Here is an 18,318-nt window from a genome sequence, read left to right on the forward strand (position 1 = left end):
GTGGTGTCGGTTCTCGCTGGCCGCTCACTCGAGCGCTCGCTCGACTGCGTCGACTGCGGCTTCGGGCGTCTCGACGGGTTCGACGGAAACGCCGAACGCTCGCTCGGAAACGTCGTGGGTCTCGAGGCCGACGATAGGCCGATCGTAGATCCCTGCGAAGCCGACCTCGGTGAGCGTGCCGACGCCGCCGGCGAGCGCGATGACCGCGTCGCCGTTGAGAGGAACGAGCGCGTTCCTCGCGTGGCCGAGTCCGGTCACGATGGCGGTATCGACGTAGTCGTTGGCGGCCTCGCGGCGGTCGCCCGGCAGAATACCGATCGTCTCGCCACCTTCGTCGGTGGCACCGCGACAGACGGCTTCCATCGTCCCGCCGCGGCCGCCACAGACGACCGTGTGTCCACGCGCGCCGAGCTCACGGCCGACCGCAACTGCGCGCTCACGCTGTTCGTCGGTAATCGTACCGCCGCCGATGACGCTAATCCGCTCGTTCATACTCGAGGAACCGCCCCGGAACCCTGTAGTAACCACTGGGACAGACTGCTGTACCGATGTATCGGTGTGATCGGTTCTGGGCGCGGGTGGGCCAAACCCGGTCGTGTGGACTGGTTCGACTCGTCAGTCGGCGGATGGCACAGTACTGGCCGCTACTGCTCGAGCATGGCCCAGTAGTAGCCACTTGCATCGTCTTCGCGGAGAACGAGAGTTACTTGCCACGACGTTTCAGCTGCTGCTTCGCGGAGCCGATCGGGCGAACACAGTAGGAAGTGCAACGTCGACCCGACGATTCGTTCGTGGCGCTTGCCTCCGTCGCGGACGAACTCGAAGTGAAAGCACCGGTGGGCGAGGCCCTCACGGAGATCGGGCCGATAGCCGAATACCTCCCGCTCGGCTCGAGTCGGATCGTAGCTATCGACGACCGCAACCGAACGATCGTCGGTGATGTGGGCGAACGACTCGAGTACCGTCTCGACCCCCGCGAGCGAACCGCCGAGTCCGAGTTGTGTCCCAACGCAGTGAACGGCACCGAATCGGTCGTCGACTCCGAGCTCGAACATGTCCATCACGGCGGCGTCCTCGAGGCCACGCTCGCGTGCTGTCCGAACGGCTCTTGGACTCGTGTCGATCCCTACGGCGTCGACCTCGCGTTCCTGCCACCACAGCGCGTGCTGGCCCGCACCACAGCCGACGTCGAGGATCGGCTCGCGGTCGGTCAGGCGCTCGAGGAGGTCGATCGTCTGGTCGCGCCACTCTTCGGGTGGCTGGAAGTAGAATTCGCGGATACGGCCGTCCTGGGTCCGCGAGCCGTCGCGATACAGCAGTCGCCCGGGTTCGTCGCGCTGGAAGGCGAGCATCGCCCGTCCGAGTGGATCGGCGCGTTCACGTCCCTGCAGTTCGGATCGGTGATCCGTTTCCATAGGCCGACGAACGCGACGCCCGATAATAAAATTATGATGACATATGGTTCCGACTAACACATCGCATAGATGCTGCTGGTTCGGACTGCTTCCGAACCGGTCCCGTCAGGGCTTTACCCGACTCGGACGAACGGTCGAGCATGCAAGTCGAATTCGACGAGGACACCTGCATCGGGATGTTCCAGTGTGTCGCCGAATGGGACGCTTTCACGGAGGACAAATCGAAGGGGAAGGCAATCCTCGAGGACAGCGAGGAGGTCGAGGATGGCGTGTTCGCCCGCGAGGTGCCCGAGGACGCGGAACTCGACGCGAAGTTCGCCGCCCGCACCTGTCCCGTCGACGCGATCACGATCTACGACGACGACGGTGAGCAGTTGGTCCCCTGACGGTTCTGCCGCATCACTGCGTCGCACAGCTCCTGTGCGGTCGGCTGAGCGTCGGCTCCTTCCCTCGTGAACACTCGAACGCGTCGACTGTCACTTCCGGATCGCCGCTCGGTTTCTCGGTACTGACCCCAGCCGCGAGCGGCTCGGTCGGGTGACGAAAAAGAAACGCAGCAGCCGCGATTACGCGATTTCGTCGTACTGCTCGGAGAGCTTTTCGGCGGCCTCCCCGAGCTGGTTGCGCTCGAACTCGGTTAAGTCCCACTCGACGATCTCTTCGACGCCGTCGGCACCGAGCTTACACGGGACCCCGAAGGCGGTGTCCTCGTGGCCGTACTCGCCTTCGAGTGTGACGCTGCAGGGCAGCACCTCGCCGGTGTCGCGGAGGACGGCTTCGACCGTGTGGCCGACGCCCGTGGCGGGGCCCCACTGCGTTGCGCCTTTCTTCTCGATGACGTTCATCGCGGAGGTCTGGAGTTCGGAGAGTAGTTCCTCTTTCTCGTCGTCGAACGTGAGATCCTGGCCGTCGACGCGGACCTTCGAGAAGACGGGTACCTGGGCGTCGCCGTGTTCGCCCAGGATGGTGGCCTCGACGTTCTGGACGGGTGCGTCGAAACGCTCGCTGATAACGTAGCGGAACCGGGCGGAGTCGAGTCGGCCCCCGAAACCGATCACCTTCTCGCGGGCGCGGTCGCCGGTCTCGTAGAGGTGCCGGTTCAGGAGGTCGACCGGGTTCGACGTGGTGACGGTGACGAAGTCGTCGTTGTGCTCGGCCAGCGAGGAGCCGATGTCCTCCATAATCGGTGCGTTGTCACCTGCGAGGTCGATTCGGGTCTGGCCTGGCTGGCGCGGGATGCCGGCGGTGACGACGACCACGTCCGAGCCCGCCGTCTCGGCGTAGCCGCCTTGCCGGATCGTCGTGTTCGAATCGTAGGCAGCGCCGTGGTTTACGTCGGCGGCTTGCCCGACCGTGTCGTCTTCCTTGTCCGGAATGTCGACGAGTACGAGTTCGTCTGCAACGTCCCGAAGCGCGATGTTGTAGGCAGCGGCGGCCCCGACCGTTCCGGCCGCGCCAACCACGCTAACTTTCGTCATACCACGTAAAACTGCGCCCGCCCCCGCGTTAAATCCGTCGGATTCTCTACGTAAACCTGACATTGACGACAGCAAATACGTCGACTGTCGAACCTCTTCGGGCCACAACCCGGCCCGTGGAGTTGCGCCTCGAGGTTCGAACGTTGATACTGCCGGACAGAACGACGTGACGACCGATCGCTCTGCTGGGGCCGTCACCGATGGAGACGGCCGCGAATCCGCGACCGACTTCGTATCGACTTCTGTCCGACAGTATGAGCCAGTACCGGTCCACCGGACGACTGCGGGCCGGCCCCGGGTCGTGTGAGCCGGATCGATCCAGCACGGGTGGATCGCTGCTCGTACCGCTTCTAGCCACTCGGGTACCGTCTCGAAGAAGGAAGAACGCTTATGCGGCCAGTCATCGAAAGACGGGAAACGGAATGGTGGCACTGTCGTTCGTCGCTCTCGTCGGAACTGCGATCCTCACCTGTCTGTTCATGGCGTGGGTGCTCGGAGCCAACAGCAACTCGCCACCGTTTGCCCCCGCAATCGGTGCGAACGCTATTTCGACGATGCAGGCTGCGTTCGTCATCGGTCTTCTCGCGGCCGCCGGCGCGCTGTTGCAGGGTGGAAGCATCTCGGAGACAGTCGGCGCGGACCTGATCGACGGTGTAGCGATCACGCCGCTTGCAGCGACGGCCGGCCTGCTCACCGCAGCGGGGTACATGGCCGTCGGTATCTACACGCGGTACCCGATTCCGGCAGCGTTCGCGACGACGGGCGCGATGATCGGGGTCGGCCTCTCTCTGGGCGGTGATCCCGCAACGGCAACCTACCAGCGACTCGGCACGTTCTGGATACTCGTCCCGTTCATGTCGGGTGGACTCGCCTACGCGACGGCAACGATCCTCCGGCGGGACGACGTGCCCGAGACGGTGGGTGTTCCACTACTGGCCGGAATCGTCGGGGCAATCGTCGCGAACATCAGACTCGGCGTCATTCCCGATCCCGTCGCCGATCAGGGTACTCTCGCCCGCTTCGTCTCCCGACAGTTCGGTGGCGGTCCGATGCTCGCCGGTGGCGTCGACCTCGGAACCGTCCTCGTGACGACCGCTGCCGGCGTGCTCGCGTTCTACTGGGTTCGAAAGCGAGTCCGCGCTTCCGTCCAGGAGGGTATCCGCTCGTTCCTGCTCGTCCTCGGTGGGATCGTCGCCTTCTCTTCCGGCGGTTCGCAGGTCGGACTCGCGACCGGCCCGCTCGAGAATCTGTTCCGCGTCGAACTCGAACTCCCGGGAATTACGCTGCTCGCATTAGGGGCGACGGGCATTCTTGCCGGTGCCTGGATGGCCGCGCCGCGGCTGTTGCAGGCGACCTCGAGGGAGTACGCCCAGCTCGGCGTCCGACGGTCGATTGCGGCGCTCGTTCCCGGGTTCGTCATCGCACAACTGGCGATCGCACTCGGCATCCCGATCTCGCTCAACAACATCATCCTCTCGGGGGTCATCGGGGGCGGGCTGGCAGCGGGCTCTGCCGGCGTCTCCAAAGAGAAGATCGGCTTTACCGTCACCTTCTGGCTGCTGACACTCGGGAGTTCGGTCGTCGTCGGCTACGGACTCTACCAGCTGCTGGCGGCCGTGATCGGTGGATGATGTCTACGCCGCCGACGTCGTAGCTCCCGCCGACCGCGAGGGCCCCGACGAAGACGCCGAGCAGTCCAAGCAGCGGCGAGACGAACGCGAGTCCAGCACCGAAGACGACGGCACCGACGCCGATCCGGACTCTTCGAACGTGTACTCGTCGACTGGACTCGAGGTGCTCGGCAAGTGTTTGCCGTCAGTCTCGTGGATGGCGGGAGCCTTCGCTCCTTGAACGACTCGGCCCGAAACGAGTCACAGAAAAATCGAGGTGGATGCCACGGGGCTTGACCCCGAGGCGATTTACAGTTCCACCGTGTACACCGCTTCCGTCCGCTCTTTGCCGCCGATCTCGACCGTGTCCTCGTCGGTCCGCTCGAAGCCGTGGTGTTCGTAGAACTGCTTTGCCTCCTCGTTCGAGGCCAGGTCGATCGCCCGCATGCGCCCCATGTTGAAGTCTTGCAGATCCTCGCGCAGACGCTCGTAAAGGGCAGTCCCGAGACCCTCACCCTGGTAGTCTGGGTGGACGGACAGCCGCAGAATGTCGCCTTCCTCTTCGGTGACGACACCGTGGGTGAAGCCGACGACCTCGCCGTCTTTCTCGGCGACCAGAAACGTGGTCCCGGGCTTGGTCATCGCCGTCTCGAGTGCGTCGTCGCCGTACCACTCCTCGATCGTGGCGTCGATGGTCTCGTCCTCGAGTTCGTCGTAGGTATCGTGCCAGGTCCTGCGGGCCACTTTACGAATCCGCTCGCGGTCGTCGGTGGTGGCTGGTCGGATCTCCATGTCGACGGCTACGACATCGATTGACAAAGTACTGTTACCGGCGCTGTTAGGCTGGACGCCACCGAACGTCCGACACTGCTGGCAGTAGCGACTGTACGAAAAGGGGAGGGACCCCCCACGACCACGGGGATGCCCCCGTATCCCCCGTGGTTCGCCGACCGGCCGGCAGTTGAATGTTACCACTGAACAGACATCGTTCTTTCTCGTGATTCGGACGACACTCACGACAGAGTGCATTCGTCTGTAACCGGCCGAACCAGAGACGATCAGTCGCCGTGGACTGCGCGAATACTCTCTCGAGAATAGTAGCTACTCGAGGTTTCCCCGCGAACCTGAATCCAGTTCGGATAGACTTTCACGGCGACGTTGTCCACTTCCTTTCCGTCTTCGAAGACGACCGTTGCGGCTGGAAACGCGGCGAGAGGCTCCGCTGGCATGGCGTGGACGATTCGCGCAAGAGATATAATCTTGCTGACTACGTCTCTTCCCGTTTCGATCGTCCGCGAACGTGACTGCTACTCCCGCACCTCGTAGCCACGTTCCTGAAGCAACTCCGGAACACGACTTCGGTGGTCGCCCTGCAGTTCGATCCGGCCGTCATCGACGGTTCCGCCCGTCCCGAGCGACTGCTTGAGTTCCGAAGCGAGGGTCTCGATCTCGCTCGCCTCGAGGTCGAACCCCTCGATGATCGTCACTGGCTTGTCGTACCGTCGACTCTCGGTTCGGATCGAGAGCATCTGCTGGGACGCGTCGAGGTCGCCCTGGCTGTCGAGTTCGTCGAGCAAGTCCTCGAGCTCGTCGTCGTCGTTGGACACGTGTCTGGACAGGGGCTCCAGCGCAATAGCCCTAGTACTCCGCCAAGCGTCGACTGCTGCGTGAACCCAGACGACCGCATTCGGTTTCACTCATCCGTTCAGGCTTGCCAAAGCACTAGTGGCGGTCCAAGCCTAAACTGCTGAGCAGAACCAGATGCAGTCGTTCGGTTCTGCTCAGCAGTCGACGGTTGGGACGGTACTAGTTATCAGTCGGATTTCCGGATCGTTTTCGGGTGAGTTCGGCGGTGCCGACCGAGAGGACGGAGAGCCAGAGCGCGCAGGCGGCGAGACCGACGATCGTCGCGATCGTCGAGTGGATGGCGAGCGGGGCGAGAACGAGCAGCGGCAACCCGGGCAGAATCATGGCGAACGTCAGTACGTGGCCGAGAACGGCTGGGCCGATGCCGGCGAACGCGACCAGTGCCCAGCCCGCACAGAGCGCGACGAGAGCAGCGAAGACGAGGAGGGCGTCGGTATCCGGCTGGAAGATGCGCTGTCGGTACGGTAGCTCTTCCGAAGGGACGGATCGATCCCGTCCGACGAACGCGAGGAGGGCTGCGACGGCGGCCGAACCGACGACGGAACCGGCGAGTCCGAGCAGGATCAGTCCGGCGCTCGGCTCAACCGTCGGCGGGAGTTGTGCCGTCGTCAGATTGCGATTCACGAACCAGACTGCCGGAAAGAGGGCCATGAAGAAGGGGACGACCATCGCACGGACGAACTCGTTCATGTTGACGACGCCACACTACGAGAACACATATGTGTTGTTGATCAGACTTTTTCGCGTGGCAGTTCGAGGAGACGCTACAGTCGCTCTTTGACCGTCCGTGCCGTCTTCTCGCCGACACCCGAGACGCTCTGGAGGTCCTCGAGACTCGCCTCCCGAACGCTCTCGACGCTGCCGAACCGCCCGAGCAGTCGCTTTCGCGTCTCTGGGCCGATTCCGGGCACGTCGTCGAGTACCGTCTTCACGTCGTCACGAATCGTCTGGTGGTACTGCACCGCAAAGCGGTGGGCCTCGTCGCGAACGCGCTGGAGCAGGTGCAGATGGGGGGCGTCGCTGGGCCACGAGTACTCCCGGTCCGGCGTCACGACGCGCTCTTCGGCTTTCGCCAGCGCGACAGCGGGCACGTCCCAGCCCACTTCGGCCAGCGCCTCCCGGGCCGCCTCGAGTTGTCCCTCGCCGCCGTCGATCAACAGCAGATCGGGGTCCGGCCGGTCGTCCCGTCCCTCGACGGCACGGCGGGCCCGCCACTCGAGCAGTGCCCGCATGTTCGCGTAGTCGTCGTTCTCGTCGGTGAGTTTCTTCCGCCGATAGTCGGCTTTCTCGGCGCTGCCATCGACGAACGTGACGTCGCTGCCGACCGCTGCCTTCCCCTGAGCGTGGCTCACGTCGAACCCCTCGATGCGTTCGACGCGGCCAGTCTCGAGGTCGAGCGCGTCCGCGAGCATGGCACACTCGTCGCGGCCGGAGACGTTGTGCCGGGCGTTCTTCAGCGCGAGTTCGACCAGTTTGGCCTCCCGTCCTGCGCCGGGGACTCGAACCGAGACACCTTCGGCCTCGAGCCAGGCCGTGACCTCCTCGTCGCCGTGACGTTCGGGCAATAGGAGTGCGTCCGGTAACTCCCGTTCGGCGTAGTACTGGACGACGAAGGCCGCGAGGACGGCCGGGACACCGCCCGACTCGTCGCCAGCGCCGTCGGCCGTCGGTGCCTCGAGCGTGTGTCGCTCCCGCTCTACGAGTTTGCCGTCCTCGGCCCGCAGGCGGGCAACGGTCGCGTCCGTCCCCTCGATAGCGACGCCGAGGACGTCGACGGCGCGTTCGTCGCCGACCGACTGGACGGCTTCGCCGCCCTCGCCGTGGAACACCTCGACGGTCTCGAGTCGATCCCGGCGGTTCGCCGCACGCTCGAAGTGCTTGTCCTGTGCAGCGGACTCCATCTCCCGGCACAACGGGTCCGCGAGGACACCGGTCTCACCCTCGAGGAAGCGCTCGACCGCAGTCACGTCCTCGGCGTAGCTCTCGAGGTCGATCTCGCGGGTACAGGGCGCGGTACACAGCCCCATCTCGTAGTCGAGACAGGGACGGTCGCGGTTTTCGTACTTGTGGTCCGAACAGCCGCGGACGCCGTAGGTCTCGCGCAGGGCCTTCACGACGGTCTCGACCTGGCTCTTGTTGGTGTAGGGACCGAAGACGGTCGCGGACTCGTCGGGGTCGCGAGTGATCTCTATCCTCGGGGCCTCGTGGTCCGTCACCTGGACCATCGGGTACGACTTGTCGTCTTTCAGCCGGACGTTGTACCGCGGCTGGTGGCGCTTGATCAGGTTCGCCTCGAGCAGGAGGGCCTGGGTCTCGGTGTCCGTAACGGCAATCTCGAGGTCGTCGGCGCGGTCGACCATCCGGTCGATCCGTGCCGAGCGCGGATCTGCGTACGACCGGACTCGGTTCCGGAGGTCGACCGCCTTCCCAACGTACAGCGTCGCGTCGTCTGCCTGGAACTGGTAGACTCCGGGGTCGCGCGGTAACTCGTTTGCCCGCTCGCGAACCACCTCGGCGTTCATCGACGGCCCTAGGGAAGGAAGGGGTTTCAGCCTGACTCCTCGACCCGACGCGGTACTTTCTCGGTGCTCGCCCTCGCAAGCCCGTGTATGAGCGAGGAGAGCCGCTGCTGGCTGGTCGAACGCGACTACGACGACAAGGGACTCGTGACGCTGACCTACGCCACCGCCGACGGCGAACACGTCTACCGCCGGGAACTCGCCGCCTCCGCCGCGACCAACTCGAAAGTGACTGCGGCGAAGTCGATCGAGAAAGACCAACTCGAGTCGGTCGCCGACGAGGAAACCAGAGACCGGTACGCTACGGAAGTCGAACGGACGTCAGAGCGGTACGAACCGGACGAACCGATCTAACCCGTCCGTTTCACCTGCTTCCAGAGCAGGAAGTGACAATCCTTATCGGGAAACGCCGCGACAACTTGGCTATACCTATGCCCGCTATCACAGTCCACGGGCTGACCAAGTCCTACGGTCAGACCCTCGCTCTGCAGGACCTCTCGTTCGAGGTCGAGGACGGCGAGGTGTTTGGCTTTCTCGGCCCCAACGGCGCTGGAAAGTCGACGACCATCAACGTCTTGCTCGACTTCGTCCGCCCGACGGACGGGCGGGTCGAGGTCCTCGGACTCGACGCCCAGACACACAGCCGCGAGATCCGCTCGCGGACTGGCGTTCTCCCCGAGGGCTACCAGGTCTACGACCGCCTCACCGGCCGCCAGCACCTCGAGTTCGCCATCGACTCGAAAGGCGTCGACGCCGATCCCGACCGGCTACTCGAGCGGGTCGGCATCGCCGACGCGGCCGACAAGAAAGCCGGTGGCTACTCGAAAGGGATGGCCCAGCGACTGATGCTTGCGATGGCGCTGGTCGGCGACCCCGACTTGCTTATCCTCGACGAACCCGCCACCGGGCTCGACCCCAACGGTGCCCGCGAGATGCGCGAGATCGTCCGCGCCGAGAACGACCGCGGCGCAACCGTCTTCTTCTCGAGCCACAGAATGGAACAGGTCGAAGCCGTCTGTGACCGCGTCGGCATCCTCCGGAACGGCGAGATGGTTGCCGTCGACTCCGTCGAGGGACTTCGAGACTCCCTCGAGGATGGCACGACGCTTCGCGTCACCGTCGACCGGATCGACGACGACACACTCCAGGCCGTCCGATCACTCTCGGAAGTCTCGAGCGCGACCGTCGAAGACGGAGGCCAGCCCACGCTCGTCGTCGGCGTCGACGGCTCGAAGACCGCAGTCCTGGGCGAACTCGAGGATCACGGCATCGAGGTCCGTGACTTCTCGACCCAGGAGGCGTCGCTCGAGGACGTCTTCCAGTCGTACACGACCGAAGCCGAGACGGGGGTGCAAGCGCGATGAGTTCGGAAGCCGAGTCGGCGACTGACGTGCCTGTCGCCGAACGCTCGACGCGGTCGATCGATCTCGAGAGCGTGCGGGCTATCGCCCGGAAGGACTTCCGGGATGCCGTCCGGTCGTGGCTGTTCTGGGGTCTGAGCGTTTTCTTTTTCGCACTGCTTGTCACCCTGACCGGCGTCATCTCGTACTTCGGCGGCGACGTGATTCTGGCCGAAGGGGCGACGACCGAAGTTCTCGTCGGTCAGGTCTACGGGGTTGGGTCGTTGATCATTCCCGTGATCGCTCTCGTCCTCGGATGGAAGGCGATTGCCGGCGAACGCGAGTCGGGGAGTATCAAGATCATGCTTTCGCTGCCCCACTCGCGACGAGACGTCGTCCTCGGCAAACTCGTCGGACGGGCCGGCGTCCTGTCGCTGTCGCTACTCGTTGGCTTCGTCCTCGCCGCGGTCCCGGTCGCCGTGTTGCTCGGCACGTTCGATCCGACCGACTACGTCGGCTTGCTCGCTGTGTCGATCCTCTACGGCATCGTCTACACGAGCGTTGCGATCGCCGTCTCTTCGGTGACGCGCTCGACGACCTTCGCGGCCGCCGGAGCTTTCGGCGTGTTCGTCTTGTTCTACGTCGTCTGGGGCACCATCGCCACGGCCGTTGGTTTCCTGATGGCGTTCGACTACCTCCCCGAGAGCGAGACGATCGCCGAACTCACCATGCTGTTCCAAAACCTCAACCCGAACGCGGCCTACGGGAACGTCCTCTCGCTCGTCACCTCTGCCGCCGAACTCGGCGAGCAAGAGGTCGCTGCCCTCGAGACGATGTTCGACGGCTCGATCCCGTTCTACCTGCAAGACTGGTTCGCCCTGCTCATCCTGCTCGCCTGGATCGTGATCCCGGTCGCGCTGGCGATCTATCGGTTCGACCGGACCGACCTGTAGCGGCTCCGTCCTCCACACCCGGGGAGGAGCCGAGTTCCCACACTCGAGGGGGTTTCCGACCACGAAAACGCGGGCGACCATTTACCGTCCGCCTTTCCGATCTTCGATCATGACCGCACTGTTGTTCAACTCGCTCGCAGCGTCGACGCCCGATCTCGCGGCTATCGTCGCACAGACCGATCCGCAACCAGTGTCGCCCGAAGCGGACCTCGCTGTCCTCGCCGTTTTCGCGGTACTTGTCTACCTGGTCAACGTCGCGTTCTCCGTCGGGTTCGGCGTGCTCGCTTTGATCGTCTCGGAAGTGATCCGGTCCAGCTCGTACGTCCGGGCTATCGAGACCTGGAGCTACGATCGACCGATTCGATCGGTGGCGCTCGGGTTCGGATCAATCGTCGGCGGATTCGTCGGTATCGTCTTCCTGATGTTCGTGGTCCTCGTACTCGTCGAACTGGGTGTACCGGAGCCGATCGTGTTGCTCCTCATGATCGCCTTCTTCGCCGGAATGTTGTTCCTCTACGTTTCGGCGACGGTCGGGACGATCGTGTTCGGGTCGTACCTGCTCCGGAAGGTCGGGAGCGGCGAGCCGAACCTCTGGCTCGCGCTCGTCGTCGGCGCACTCGTCGTCCATATCCCGCTGCTCAACTTCCTGTTTGGCTTTCTCGTCCTCTTTCTCGGCACCGGGGCGATGGTCGACCACTGGTGGCACGGCCGTCGAGGCGGATCGTCCGGACCCGAGTCTCGTCAGCCGGTCGACGGGTAGTCGACTCGCGACGACCTTCACTGCAACCGAACCGGACGTTTAGGACGCTCTCGATCGTACTCGAGTTCGAATGACCACCTGTCTCTTCTACGGCGGAAAGGGCGGCGTCGGCAAGACGACCTGTGCGGCCGCGACCGCCCTCTCGCTTGCCGACGCTGGCTACGAGACACTGGTCGTCTCGACCGACCCCGCACACTCGCTCGCCGACTCCCTCGAGATCGACCTCGGCCCGGAACCGGCAGCGATCGGCAACGAATCGTTCGAAGCCATCGACCCGGAACCGGACGCCACGACCTGGGCGGGCGAGCTCTGGGCAGCCGAGATCGACCCCGACACACGGGCAAAACGCTACGAGAAACTCGCGATGGCGCTTGCCGCCGACCTGCGAAGAGCCGGCATTCGCCTCACCGACGAGGAAGTCGAACGGATCTTCGCCGCGGGGACGCCCGCCGGTGGCGACGAACTGGCGGCGCTGGACCTGCTCGTCGAGTACGTCGAGGCCGACCGGTGGGACGTCGTCGTCTTCGACACCGCGCCGACGGGCCACACCCTGCGACTGTTCGACACGCCCGAGGTGATGGGGCTGGCCCTCGAGACGACGCGTTCGCTGCGCGGCCAGGTACGCCGGATCGGGACCGCCGCGCGAACCGCCGTCCTCGGCCCGATGTCCGCGATGGCCAACGACGGCGACGACGAGGACGACCTCGCCGCCTTCCAGGCCCGCCTCGAGCGCGCCCGCGACTTGATCGTCGACCCCGACCGAACCGAGTTCCGCGTCGTCACCGTCCCCGAGGGGATGGCCATCGCCGAGACGCAGCGACTCGTCGCCCAGCTCCGCGAGGACGAGGTCCCCGTCGAACGACTCGTCGTCAACCGGGTGCTCGAGGACGCGACCGACGGCTGCAGCCGGTGCGAATCGCGTCGACAGCGCCACGAGGAGCGGGTCGCCGAAATTCGGGAACGGTTTCCGGACCTCGCAGTCGTGACGTTGCCCGAACTCGAGGAGGAAGTGCAGGGACTCGAGGCAGTGTGGTCGATTGCAGAGCAGTTGCCCGCCGAACGCCGGTTAGAACAACCGCGTTAGCAGTCGCCCGACCAGTCCCGACGGCGGTGGCTCCTGTCCGTCGCCGTACTCCTCGTAGAGGTACGCGACGATGTCGTCGCTCTCCGGCAGTCCCTCCACGTCGTTCGTCCGGTCGACGAGTACCGGTACACCGTACTGTCCGCTCGCCTCGTGGACGGCGGTCCGAGAACTCCGGGACCGAGGGACGGATCGGGAGTCGTACTCGAGTTCGAGGTCCTCGAGTGCCCGCCGGGCCTTCATGCAGTACGGACAGCCCGCGAGTTCGTAGAGGACGAGGTCGGGATCGGTCATACGGGAGACACGGGTCGCGCAGGAAAAATCTTCCCGGCCGACGGCTCAGTCCCGTTTCACGCGGTCGACGTACGTTATCCGCCCGGAGAGGTGATAGAAGAGCCATAATCCGACGACTGGTCCGCCAAACCATACGAGACTCCGTACTGCCTCGTCTCGCTGTGATGGCTGGGTCGTCCCTGATTGATACACGCGATAGTAGCCGTCGTCGGTTTCGATCGGTGTCTCCGGTACGTCGACCTCACCGCGGGTCTGGGTCTCGCCGTTTTCGAGAGTCTCGCGGACGACCTCGGAGAGCGTACTACGCTCGGCATCGATCGAGACCGACTCGAGAACGTCGTCGGGATCGGCTGGCTCGAGGGCGGCGTGCACCTGATTCATGTCGTCCTGGGGATCTTCGGCGACTGTATACGTCGTCTCGTAGACCGCGTCGTCGACCCGAGCGTATCGATACTCCTCGTATGGGAATCCATGAGTGGCTGTTCCTGACGTTCTGATTCCGGTCGGTACGGTTTCGTCGTCGGTGAGCTGTGCCTCGAAGGCACAGGTTCGCGTCTCGTACAGTATGCTACCCGAGCAGGCGACGTCCTCACTGATCGGAACGGAGCCGTGCACGGGGCCGCCCTGGAACTCGATGGTGTCGTTGTCGGTGACAACCTCTGCCCGCTCGTAGCTCACGACCGGTTCACTGAGTCCGAAGACACCGACCCAGAGCGGAGCGGTTACGAGTACGACCGCCAGGGCGGCGATGAGCAGATCGCGTTGGAGTGGAGAGAGCGAATCCGGCGGGGAGGGCATCGTACCGAATTCGAATCGGCTCGGATAAAAGTTTGATATTTCATATGTCGGCGTCACTCGAGGTCGATCCCACGCTCCGCCAGTAACTCCCGGAACTCGTCTTCGTCGACGATCGGCACGTCGTTGTCCCCGGCGTCGTCGCGTTTCGTCTGCCCGGGGTTCTCGCCGACGACGAGGTAGTCCGTGTTGCCGGAGACGCTTCCCGTGGCGTTCGCGCCGTGAGCCTCGACGGTCTCCTGGGCTTCGCTGCGCGTGACGCCCTCGAGCGAGCCCGTGAAGACGAAGGTCAGCCCCTCGAGTTCGTCGCCGCCGGACTCGAGTTCCGATTCCGTGGGCGAGACGTGTGCGAGCACGTCGTCGACCGCCGCGGCGTTTGCCTCGCTCGTGAAGAAGTCGTGGATCTGGCCGGCGACGGTCTCGCCGACGTCGTCGACGCCCTCGAGTCGCTCGGGTTCGGTTTCGGCAGTCTCCCGGACGGTCTCGAACCTGGCGAACTCGCGGGCGAGTTCGCGGGCCGTCGTCGGGCCGACGTGGGGGATGCCAAGCGCCGAGAGAAAGTCGGCGAGCGGTGGGTTCCGGGTGTCCTCGATTTCGGAGAGGAGGTTCTCGGCGCTCTTCTCGCCCCAGCCCTCGAGTGCGGTCAGGTTCTCGCCGTCGAGTTCGTAGAGGTCCGCGACGGACTCGAGCAGGCCGGCGTCGACTAACTGGCGGACGCTCTTCTCGCCCAGCCCCTCGAGGTCGAGGCCGTCGTCGCTCGCGTAGTACTCGATCGACCGCCGGAGCTGTGCGTCGCAAGCGAGCCCGCCGGTACAGAACGCCATCGGGCCGTCGCGTTCGATCGCACTGTCACAGACCGGGCAGTGGTCGGGAAGTTCGTAGTGGCTCTCGGGATCGTTCTCCGCTCCTTTCTCGACGACCTCCGCGACGTAGGGGATCACGTCGCCCGCCCGCTGGACGCGAACGGTGTCGCCGACGTCGACGTTCTTCTCGGCGATCTCCTCGGGGTTGTGCAGACTCGCCCGCGAGACCGTGACCCCGCCGACGTCGACCGGCTCGAGCAGGGCGACCGGAGTCACCCGCCCCGTGCGGCCGATCTGGACCGCGACGTCGACGATGGGGGTGACCTCCGCACGTGCGGGGAACTTGTAGGCGAACGCGTAGCGGTCGTGTCTGGCGGTGCGGCCGAGTTCCTCGCGGGCGTCGCGGTCGTCGACCTTGATCACGGTACCGTCGATTTCGTAGTTCAGGTCGTCTCGGGCCTCGAGCATGCGGTCGCGGTAGTCGATCGCGTCGTCGATCGACGCTGCTGTCTCGACCTGGTCCGTCACCCGCAGCCCCCACTCGGGGAACCGCTCGAGTTCCTCGCGGTGGCTGTCCTCTAAGTCGCTGGCCTCGAGCACGTCGAAGAAAAAGACCTCGAGCGGCCGCTCGGCCACGATCGAGGGGTCGAGTTGCCGGATCGTCCCCGCGGTCGCGTTTCGTGGGTTGGCAAAGGGTTCCTCGCCGCGTTCGATCCGCTCGCGGTTGTGTTCCTGGAACGCGTCTTTGGGCATGTAGACCTCGCCACGCACCGCGAGGAAGTCGGGGGAGTCGCCGTGCAGTTTTTGCGGGACGGAGCCGATGGTGCGAGCATTCTGGGTGACATCGTCGCCCTCGCGGCCGTCGCCGCGGGTGACGGCACGCTCGAGCGAGCCGTCCTCGTAGACGAACGCCATCGAGACGCCGTCGAACTTGGGTTCACAGACGTACCGAACGTCTCCCACTTCTCGACGAACTCGATCCGCGAACTCCCGGACGTCCGCCTCCTCGCCGCTCTGGTCGATCGAGAGCATCGGCGCGACGTGTTCGACCGTCTCGAACTCCTCTATTGGTTCGCCGCCGACGCTCCTGGTTGGACTGTCGGGGTGGGTGAGGTCGAACGCGTCCTCGAGTTCCTGCAGGCGTGCAAAGAGCGCGTCGTACGTGCGGTCGGCGATTATCGGATCGGTCTCGACGTAGTATCGTCGGTCGTGCTCCCGGATCGCCTCGCGGAGCAACGCGACCTGCTCGCGGGCCTCGTCCGCCGATAGCTCTTCGACGGGGTCGAAGTCGGTCGGCGGATCGCGGAGATAGGGGTTGTCTTCGTCGACGCTATCGGCGCGAGACATTCGTTGCTCGACGGTTGCGGAGCCTGCCCGATAACGTTACTGTAGTCGGCCGATCGTCGGTTAGCTCCACGGGCTGTCGCCCACCTCGGATCGAACCATCGGCCCGACCGCAACGCGGCAATCGGCCCGCGGCACGGCGATACACAGCAGGACGTAGCCGTTCGCTCGCTCGTCCTCGGTGAGCGCCTTCGGTTGGCGTCGATAGTCGAACGCGTCGGCGGCGTCGACTGCCTCCTCAGCGCCGGGCGTCTCGTCCCCACCAGCCGCGAGAACCCGGCCGACGCAGGTGATACAGGTCCCCTCCCGGCAGTCGTAGGGCAGCCGGATTCCCTCGCGCAGGGCGACCTCGAGTACCGTCTCTGTGGGACTTACGGCGACGGTATCGGTTCCGTCGTCCGGCCACTCGAGTGTCACGTCGTACTGCGTCACCGGTGCTCCGTCAGTCGCGCTCGTCGTGTATGCGGTTCGGTCATACAGTGTCGATACGGCGAGTAGGAGCAAAAGCCCTCGTGGGGATGCGATGGGAGAAGATCGGATAGGCGAGAACGAAAGAGAAGAAGAGAGGAGAGAGCGGGATTGGATATGATGGGATTGGATGGAACGGAACAGAACCGGGGAGAGCAACACAGGACAGACGATGGCAACTCGCCCGACAGCCCCCTCACGCCACGAGCGGTAACGGCTGTTGTAGTACAGTCCTCTCGCCGATCACAGGCTGGCGATCGGCAGACACTGGTGAACTGTCTTGGGGTCAAGCCCGATGACATACACCTCGACAGCGTGTAAACCAACGGGTCTTAGTCCGTGGTCGGCTTCGCCGTCTCCCGCTTCGTCGCAGTCTCCTGCTCGCCGCCGTCCTTGTAGGTGATTCGCCAGCCAGTCACACCCATCAGGAGCAACACGAGCGGCGAAATCATCCCGAAGAAGTAGTACGGAGCGTACTCGATCACGGGCACGCCAAGCGCCGACGCCATGAAGACGCCACCCGATCCCCAGGGGACGAACGCCGACGTCGTCGTTCCTGCGGCTTCGATCGCTCGAGAGAGGTTGCGACTCTCGAGATTGTACTCGTCGTAGATGTTCTGTAGCGTCATTCCCGGGACGACGATCGCCATGTACTGTTCTGCAGCCAGGAAGTTCATGGTGATCGTTCCTGCAGCTGTTCCGGCAGTCAATCCTGCAACGCTGCTGACTGTCTGTCCGATGTGGTACGCAAGCGCCGCCAGCACCCCTGTCTTCTGAAGAATTCCACCAAGTGCCAGCGCGGAGACGACGATCGAGATAACCCAGATCGAGCCAGCGAGTCCGCCGCTTGCGAGCAGTTCGTTCGTAAGGTCGACGCCCGTTTCGGGGCCGGTACCGAAGTGGACGTTTTTCCAGGCGGCGGCAAAGCCGACGCCCTGCAGGGAGATGCTGATCCCGACGCCGGCGAAGATACCGGCTCCCAACGATGGGAGTGCAGGAAATCCGTAGAACGCGAGAGCAAACGTGAGGACGAGTGGCAAAAGCGAAGTCGGTGAGATGGCGTAACTGCCCGCGAGTGCGTGCTGGATCTCGGTGACCTGTCCGGACGGAATCGTTCCGCTCGCGTCCAGTCCCAGAACGACGAACAACGCGAGCGAGATCGCAAACGCGATCAGTGTCCCGGGACGCATCGCCCGAATGTGGTCCATCAGTTCCGTGTTCGTCACTGCGGCGGCGAGGTTCGTCGTCTCAGAGAGTGGTGAGTTCTTGTCTCCAGTGTAAGCGCCCGATAGAACGGCACCGGCCGTCATGGGCTCTGGGATGCCCAGACCGGAGCCGATACCGATCATCGCGACGCCGAGCGTTCCGGCCGTCGTCCAGGACGAGCCAACCGAAAAAGCGACGACTGCCGAGAGGACAGCCGCGAACGGCAGGAAGATCTGAGGTGAGAGAAATTCCAGCCCGTAGTACATCAGCGTCGGTATCGTTCCGGAATCGATCCACGACGCGATGAGCATGTAGATAACGAACAGAATGAAAATCGCCTGCATTCCGGTCACCATGCTTCGAACGATCCCTTCGTAGAGATCCGACCAGGTGTACTCGAAGTAATATCGCCCCCAGATCCCCGCGAAAGCGATACCCCACAACAGCGGCATCTGCGGGTCCATCCCGAGCCAAATCATGCCGGCCGAGAGAAACAGGACCATCCCTGCAAGCGGGACGAGCGCCTCGCCAAGTGACGGGCGCTTGTCCCGGGATATCTCGTGGTACGTCCTTGGTCGAGCGTCCAGGTCCATGCGGTGAATTAG

Annotated in this window: 21 protein-coding genes; 8 read left to right on the forward strand and 13 right to left on the reverse strand. The window is 64.3% G+C overall.

All coding sequences use genetic code 11. From position 1 onward, the window contains the following. Positions 1-24 precede the first annotated feature (24 nt). Together NATGR_RS08345 and NATGR_RS08350 are read right to left on the reverse strand one after the other, a co-directional pair. Entirely contained in the window at positions 25-492 is a 468-nt protein-coding gene (locus NATGR_RS08345; protein WP_005578390.1) for a TIGR00725 family protein, read from the reverse strand. A gap of 152 nt (positions 493-644) precedes the next feature. Next, positions 645-1,415, reverse strand: coding sequence for a class I SAM-dependent methyltransferase (locus NATGR_RS08350; RefSeq protein ID WP_005578388.1), 771 nt, complete (start codon positions 1,413-1,415; stop codon positions 645-647). 140 nt (positions 1,416-1,555) lie between these two features. On the opposite strand from NATGR_RS08350, the gene NATGR_RS08355 reads away from it, so the two are divergent. Further along, complete coding sequence (locus tag NATGR_RS08355; RefSeq protein ID WP_005578386.1) at positions 1,556-1,801, forward strand: ferredoxin; 246 nt, start codon at positions 1,556-1,558, stop codon at positions 1,799-1,801. Positions 1,802-1,981: 180 nt separating this feature from the next. On the opposite strand, the gene mdh is transcribed toward NATGR_RS08355, so the two are convergent. Continuing rightward, entirely contained in the window at positions 1,982-2,893 is a 912-nt protein-coding gene (gene mdh, locus NATGR_RS08360; RefSeq protein ID WP_005578384.1) for a malate dehydrogenase, read from the reverse strand. Between the two features lie 422 nt (positions 2,894-3,315). Between mdh and NATGR_RS08365 the strand changes: the two genes are divergently transcribed. Then, entirely contained in the window at positions 3,316-4,524 is a 1,209-nt protein-coding gene (locus NATGR_RS08365; RefSeq protein WP_005578382.1) for an inorganic phosphate transporter, read from the forward strand. Further along, positions 4,517-4,744, forward strand: coding sequence for a hypothetical protein (locus NATGR_RS08370; RefSeq protein WP_005578380.1), 228 nt, complete (start codon positions 4,517-4,519; stop codon positions 4,742-4,744). The genes NATGR_RS08365 and NATGR_RS08370 overlap by 8 nt, the downstream gene beginning before the upstream one ends. A 68-nt stretch (positions 4,745-4,812) precedes the next feature. On the opposite strand, the gene NATGR_RS08375 is transcribed toward NATGR_RS08370, so the two are convergent. From NATGR_RS08375 to NATGR_RS08390, 5 genes are all read right to left on the reverse strand, one after another. Beyond that, entirely contained in the window at positions 4,813-5,295 is a 483-nt protein-coding gene (locus NATGR_RS08375; protein WP_005578379.1) for a GNAT family N-acetyltransferase, read from the reverse strand. Positions 5,296-5,561: 266 nt separating this feature from the next. Then, a complete protein-coding gene (locus NATGR_RS19385) occupies positions 5,562-5,732 on the reverse strand; it encodes a hypothetical protein (RefSeq protein WP_015233464.1) in 171 nt (56 codons plus the stop codon). A 78-nt stretch (positions 5,733-5,810) separates the two neighbouring features. Further along, positions 5,811-6,110: a translation initiation factor gene (locus NATGR_RS08380; protein WP_005578377.1), complete on the reverse strand. Its 300-nt coding sequence runs from the start codon at positions 6,108-6,110 to the stop codon at positions 5,811-5,813. A 199-nt stretch (positions 6,111-6,309) separates the two neighbouring features. Beyond that, positions 6,310-6,840, reverse strand: coding sequence for a hypothetical protein (locus NATGR_RS08385; RefSeq protein ID WP_005578374.1), 531 nt, complete (start codon positions 6,838-6,840; stop codon positions 6,310-6,312). Between the two features lie 74 nt (positions 6,841-6,914). Then, positions 6,915-8,672, reverse strand: a complete 1,758-nt coding sequence (locus NATGR_RS08390; RefSeq protein ID WP_005578372.1) for an excinuclease ABC subunit C — start codon at positions 8,670-8,672, stop codon at positions 6,915-6,917. A gap of 87 nt (positions 8,673-8,759) precedes the next feature. On the opposite strand from NATGR_RS08390, the gene NATGR_RS08395 reads away from it, so the two are divergent. The 5 genes from NATGR_RS08395 to NATGR_RS08415 all read left to right on the forward strand — a co-directional run bounded on the left by NATGR_RS08395 (position 8,760) and on the right by NATGR_RS08415 (position 12,806). Then, a complete protein-coding gene (locus NATGR_RS08395) occupies positions 8,760-9,023 on the forward strand; it encodes a hypothetical protein (protein ID WP_005578371.1) in 264 nt (87 codons plus the stop codon). Positions 9,024-9,100: 77 nt separating this feature from the next. Further along, positions 9,101-10,033 carry an ABC transporter ATP-binding protein gene (locus NATGR_RS08400; RefSeq protein ID WP_005578369.1) on the forward strand — a complete coding sequence of 311 codons (933 nt, stop codon included), beginning with the start codon at positions 9,101-9,103 and terminating at the stop codon, positions 10,031-10,033. Then, complete coding sequence (locus NATGR_RS08405; protein ID WP_005578368.1) at positions 10,030-10,962, forward strand: ABC transporter permease; 933 nt, start codon at positions 10,030-10,032, stop codon at positions 10,960-10,962. Before NATGR_RS08400 ends, NATGR_RS08405 begins: the two co-directional genes overlap by 4 nt. 109 nt (positions 10,963-11,071) lie before the next feature. Next, positions 11,072-11,722, forward strand: a complete 651-nt coding sequence (locus NATGR_RS08410) for a hypothetical protein (RefSeq protein ID WP_005578366.1) — start codon at positions 11,072-11,074, stop codon at positions 11,720-11,722. Between the two features lie 70 nt (positions 11,723-11,792). Continuing rightward, a complete protein-coding gene (locus NATGR_RS08415; protein ID WP_005578364.1) occupies positions 11,793-12,806 on the forward strand; it encodes an ArsA family ATPase in 1,014 nt (337 codons plus the stop codon). Here the strand turns inward: NATGR_RS08415 and NATGR_RS08420 are convergent. From NATGR_RS08420 to arcD, 5 genes are all read right to left on the reverse strand, one after another. Further along, complete coding sequence (locus NATGR_RS08420) at positions 12,789-13,097, reverse strand: glutathione S-transferase N-terminal domain-containing protein (RefSeq protein WP_005578362.1); 309 nt, start codon at positions 13,095-13,097, stop codon at positions 12,789-12,791. The genes NATGR_RS08415 and NATGR_RS08420 overlap by 18 nt on opposite strands. Positions 13,098-13,142: 45 nt before the next feature. Further along, positions 13,143-13,895, reverse strand: coding sequence for a hypothetical protein (locus tag NATGR_RS08425; protein WP_005578361.1), 753 nt, complete (start codon positions 13,893-13,895; stop codon positions 13,143-13,145). A 53-nt stretch (positions 13,896-13,948) separates the two neighbouring features. Then, the gene (gene ligA / locus NATGR_RS08430) at positions 13,949-16,042 is read right to left on the reverse strand and encodes an NAD-dependent DNA ligase LigA (RefSeq protein ID WP_005578360.1); all 2,094 of its coding nucleotides are present in this window, start codon (positions 16,040-16,042) and stop codon (positions 13,949-13,951) included. A 60-nt stretch (positions 16,043-16,102) separates the two neighbouring features. Further along, positions 16,103-16,471 (reverse strand): 2Fe-2S iron-sulfur cluster-binding protein, encoded by a 369-nt coding sequence (locus tag NATGR_RS08435; protein ID WP_015233466.1) that lies wholly within the window; start codon positions 16,469-16,471, stop codon positions 16,103-16,105. A 368-nt stretch (positions 16,472-16,839) separates the two neighbouring features. After that, positions 16,840-18,306, reverse strand: a complete 1,467-nt coding sequence (gene arcD, locus NATGR_RS08440) for an arginine/ornithine antiporter ArcD (RefSeq protein WP_015233467.1) — start codon at positions 18,304-18,306, stop codon at positions 16,840-16,842. Between the last annotated feature and the right edge of the window lie 12 nt (positions 18,307-18,318).

It is taken from the genome of Natronobacterium gregoryi SP2, assembly GCF_000230715.2.
Classification (GTDB): Archaea; Halobacteriota; Halobacteria; order Halobacteriales; family Natrialbaceae; genus Natronobacterium; species Natronobacterium gregoryi.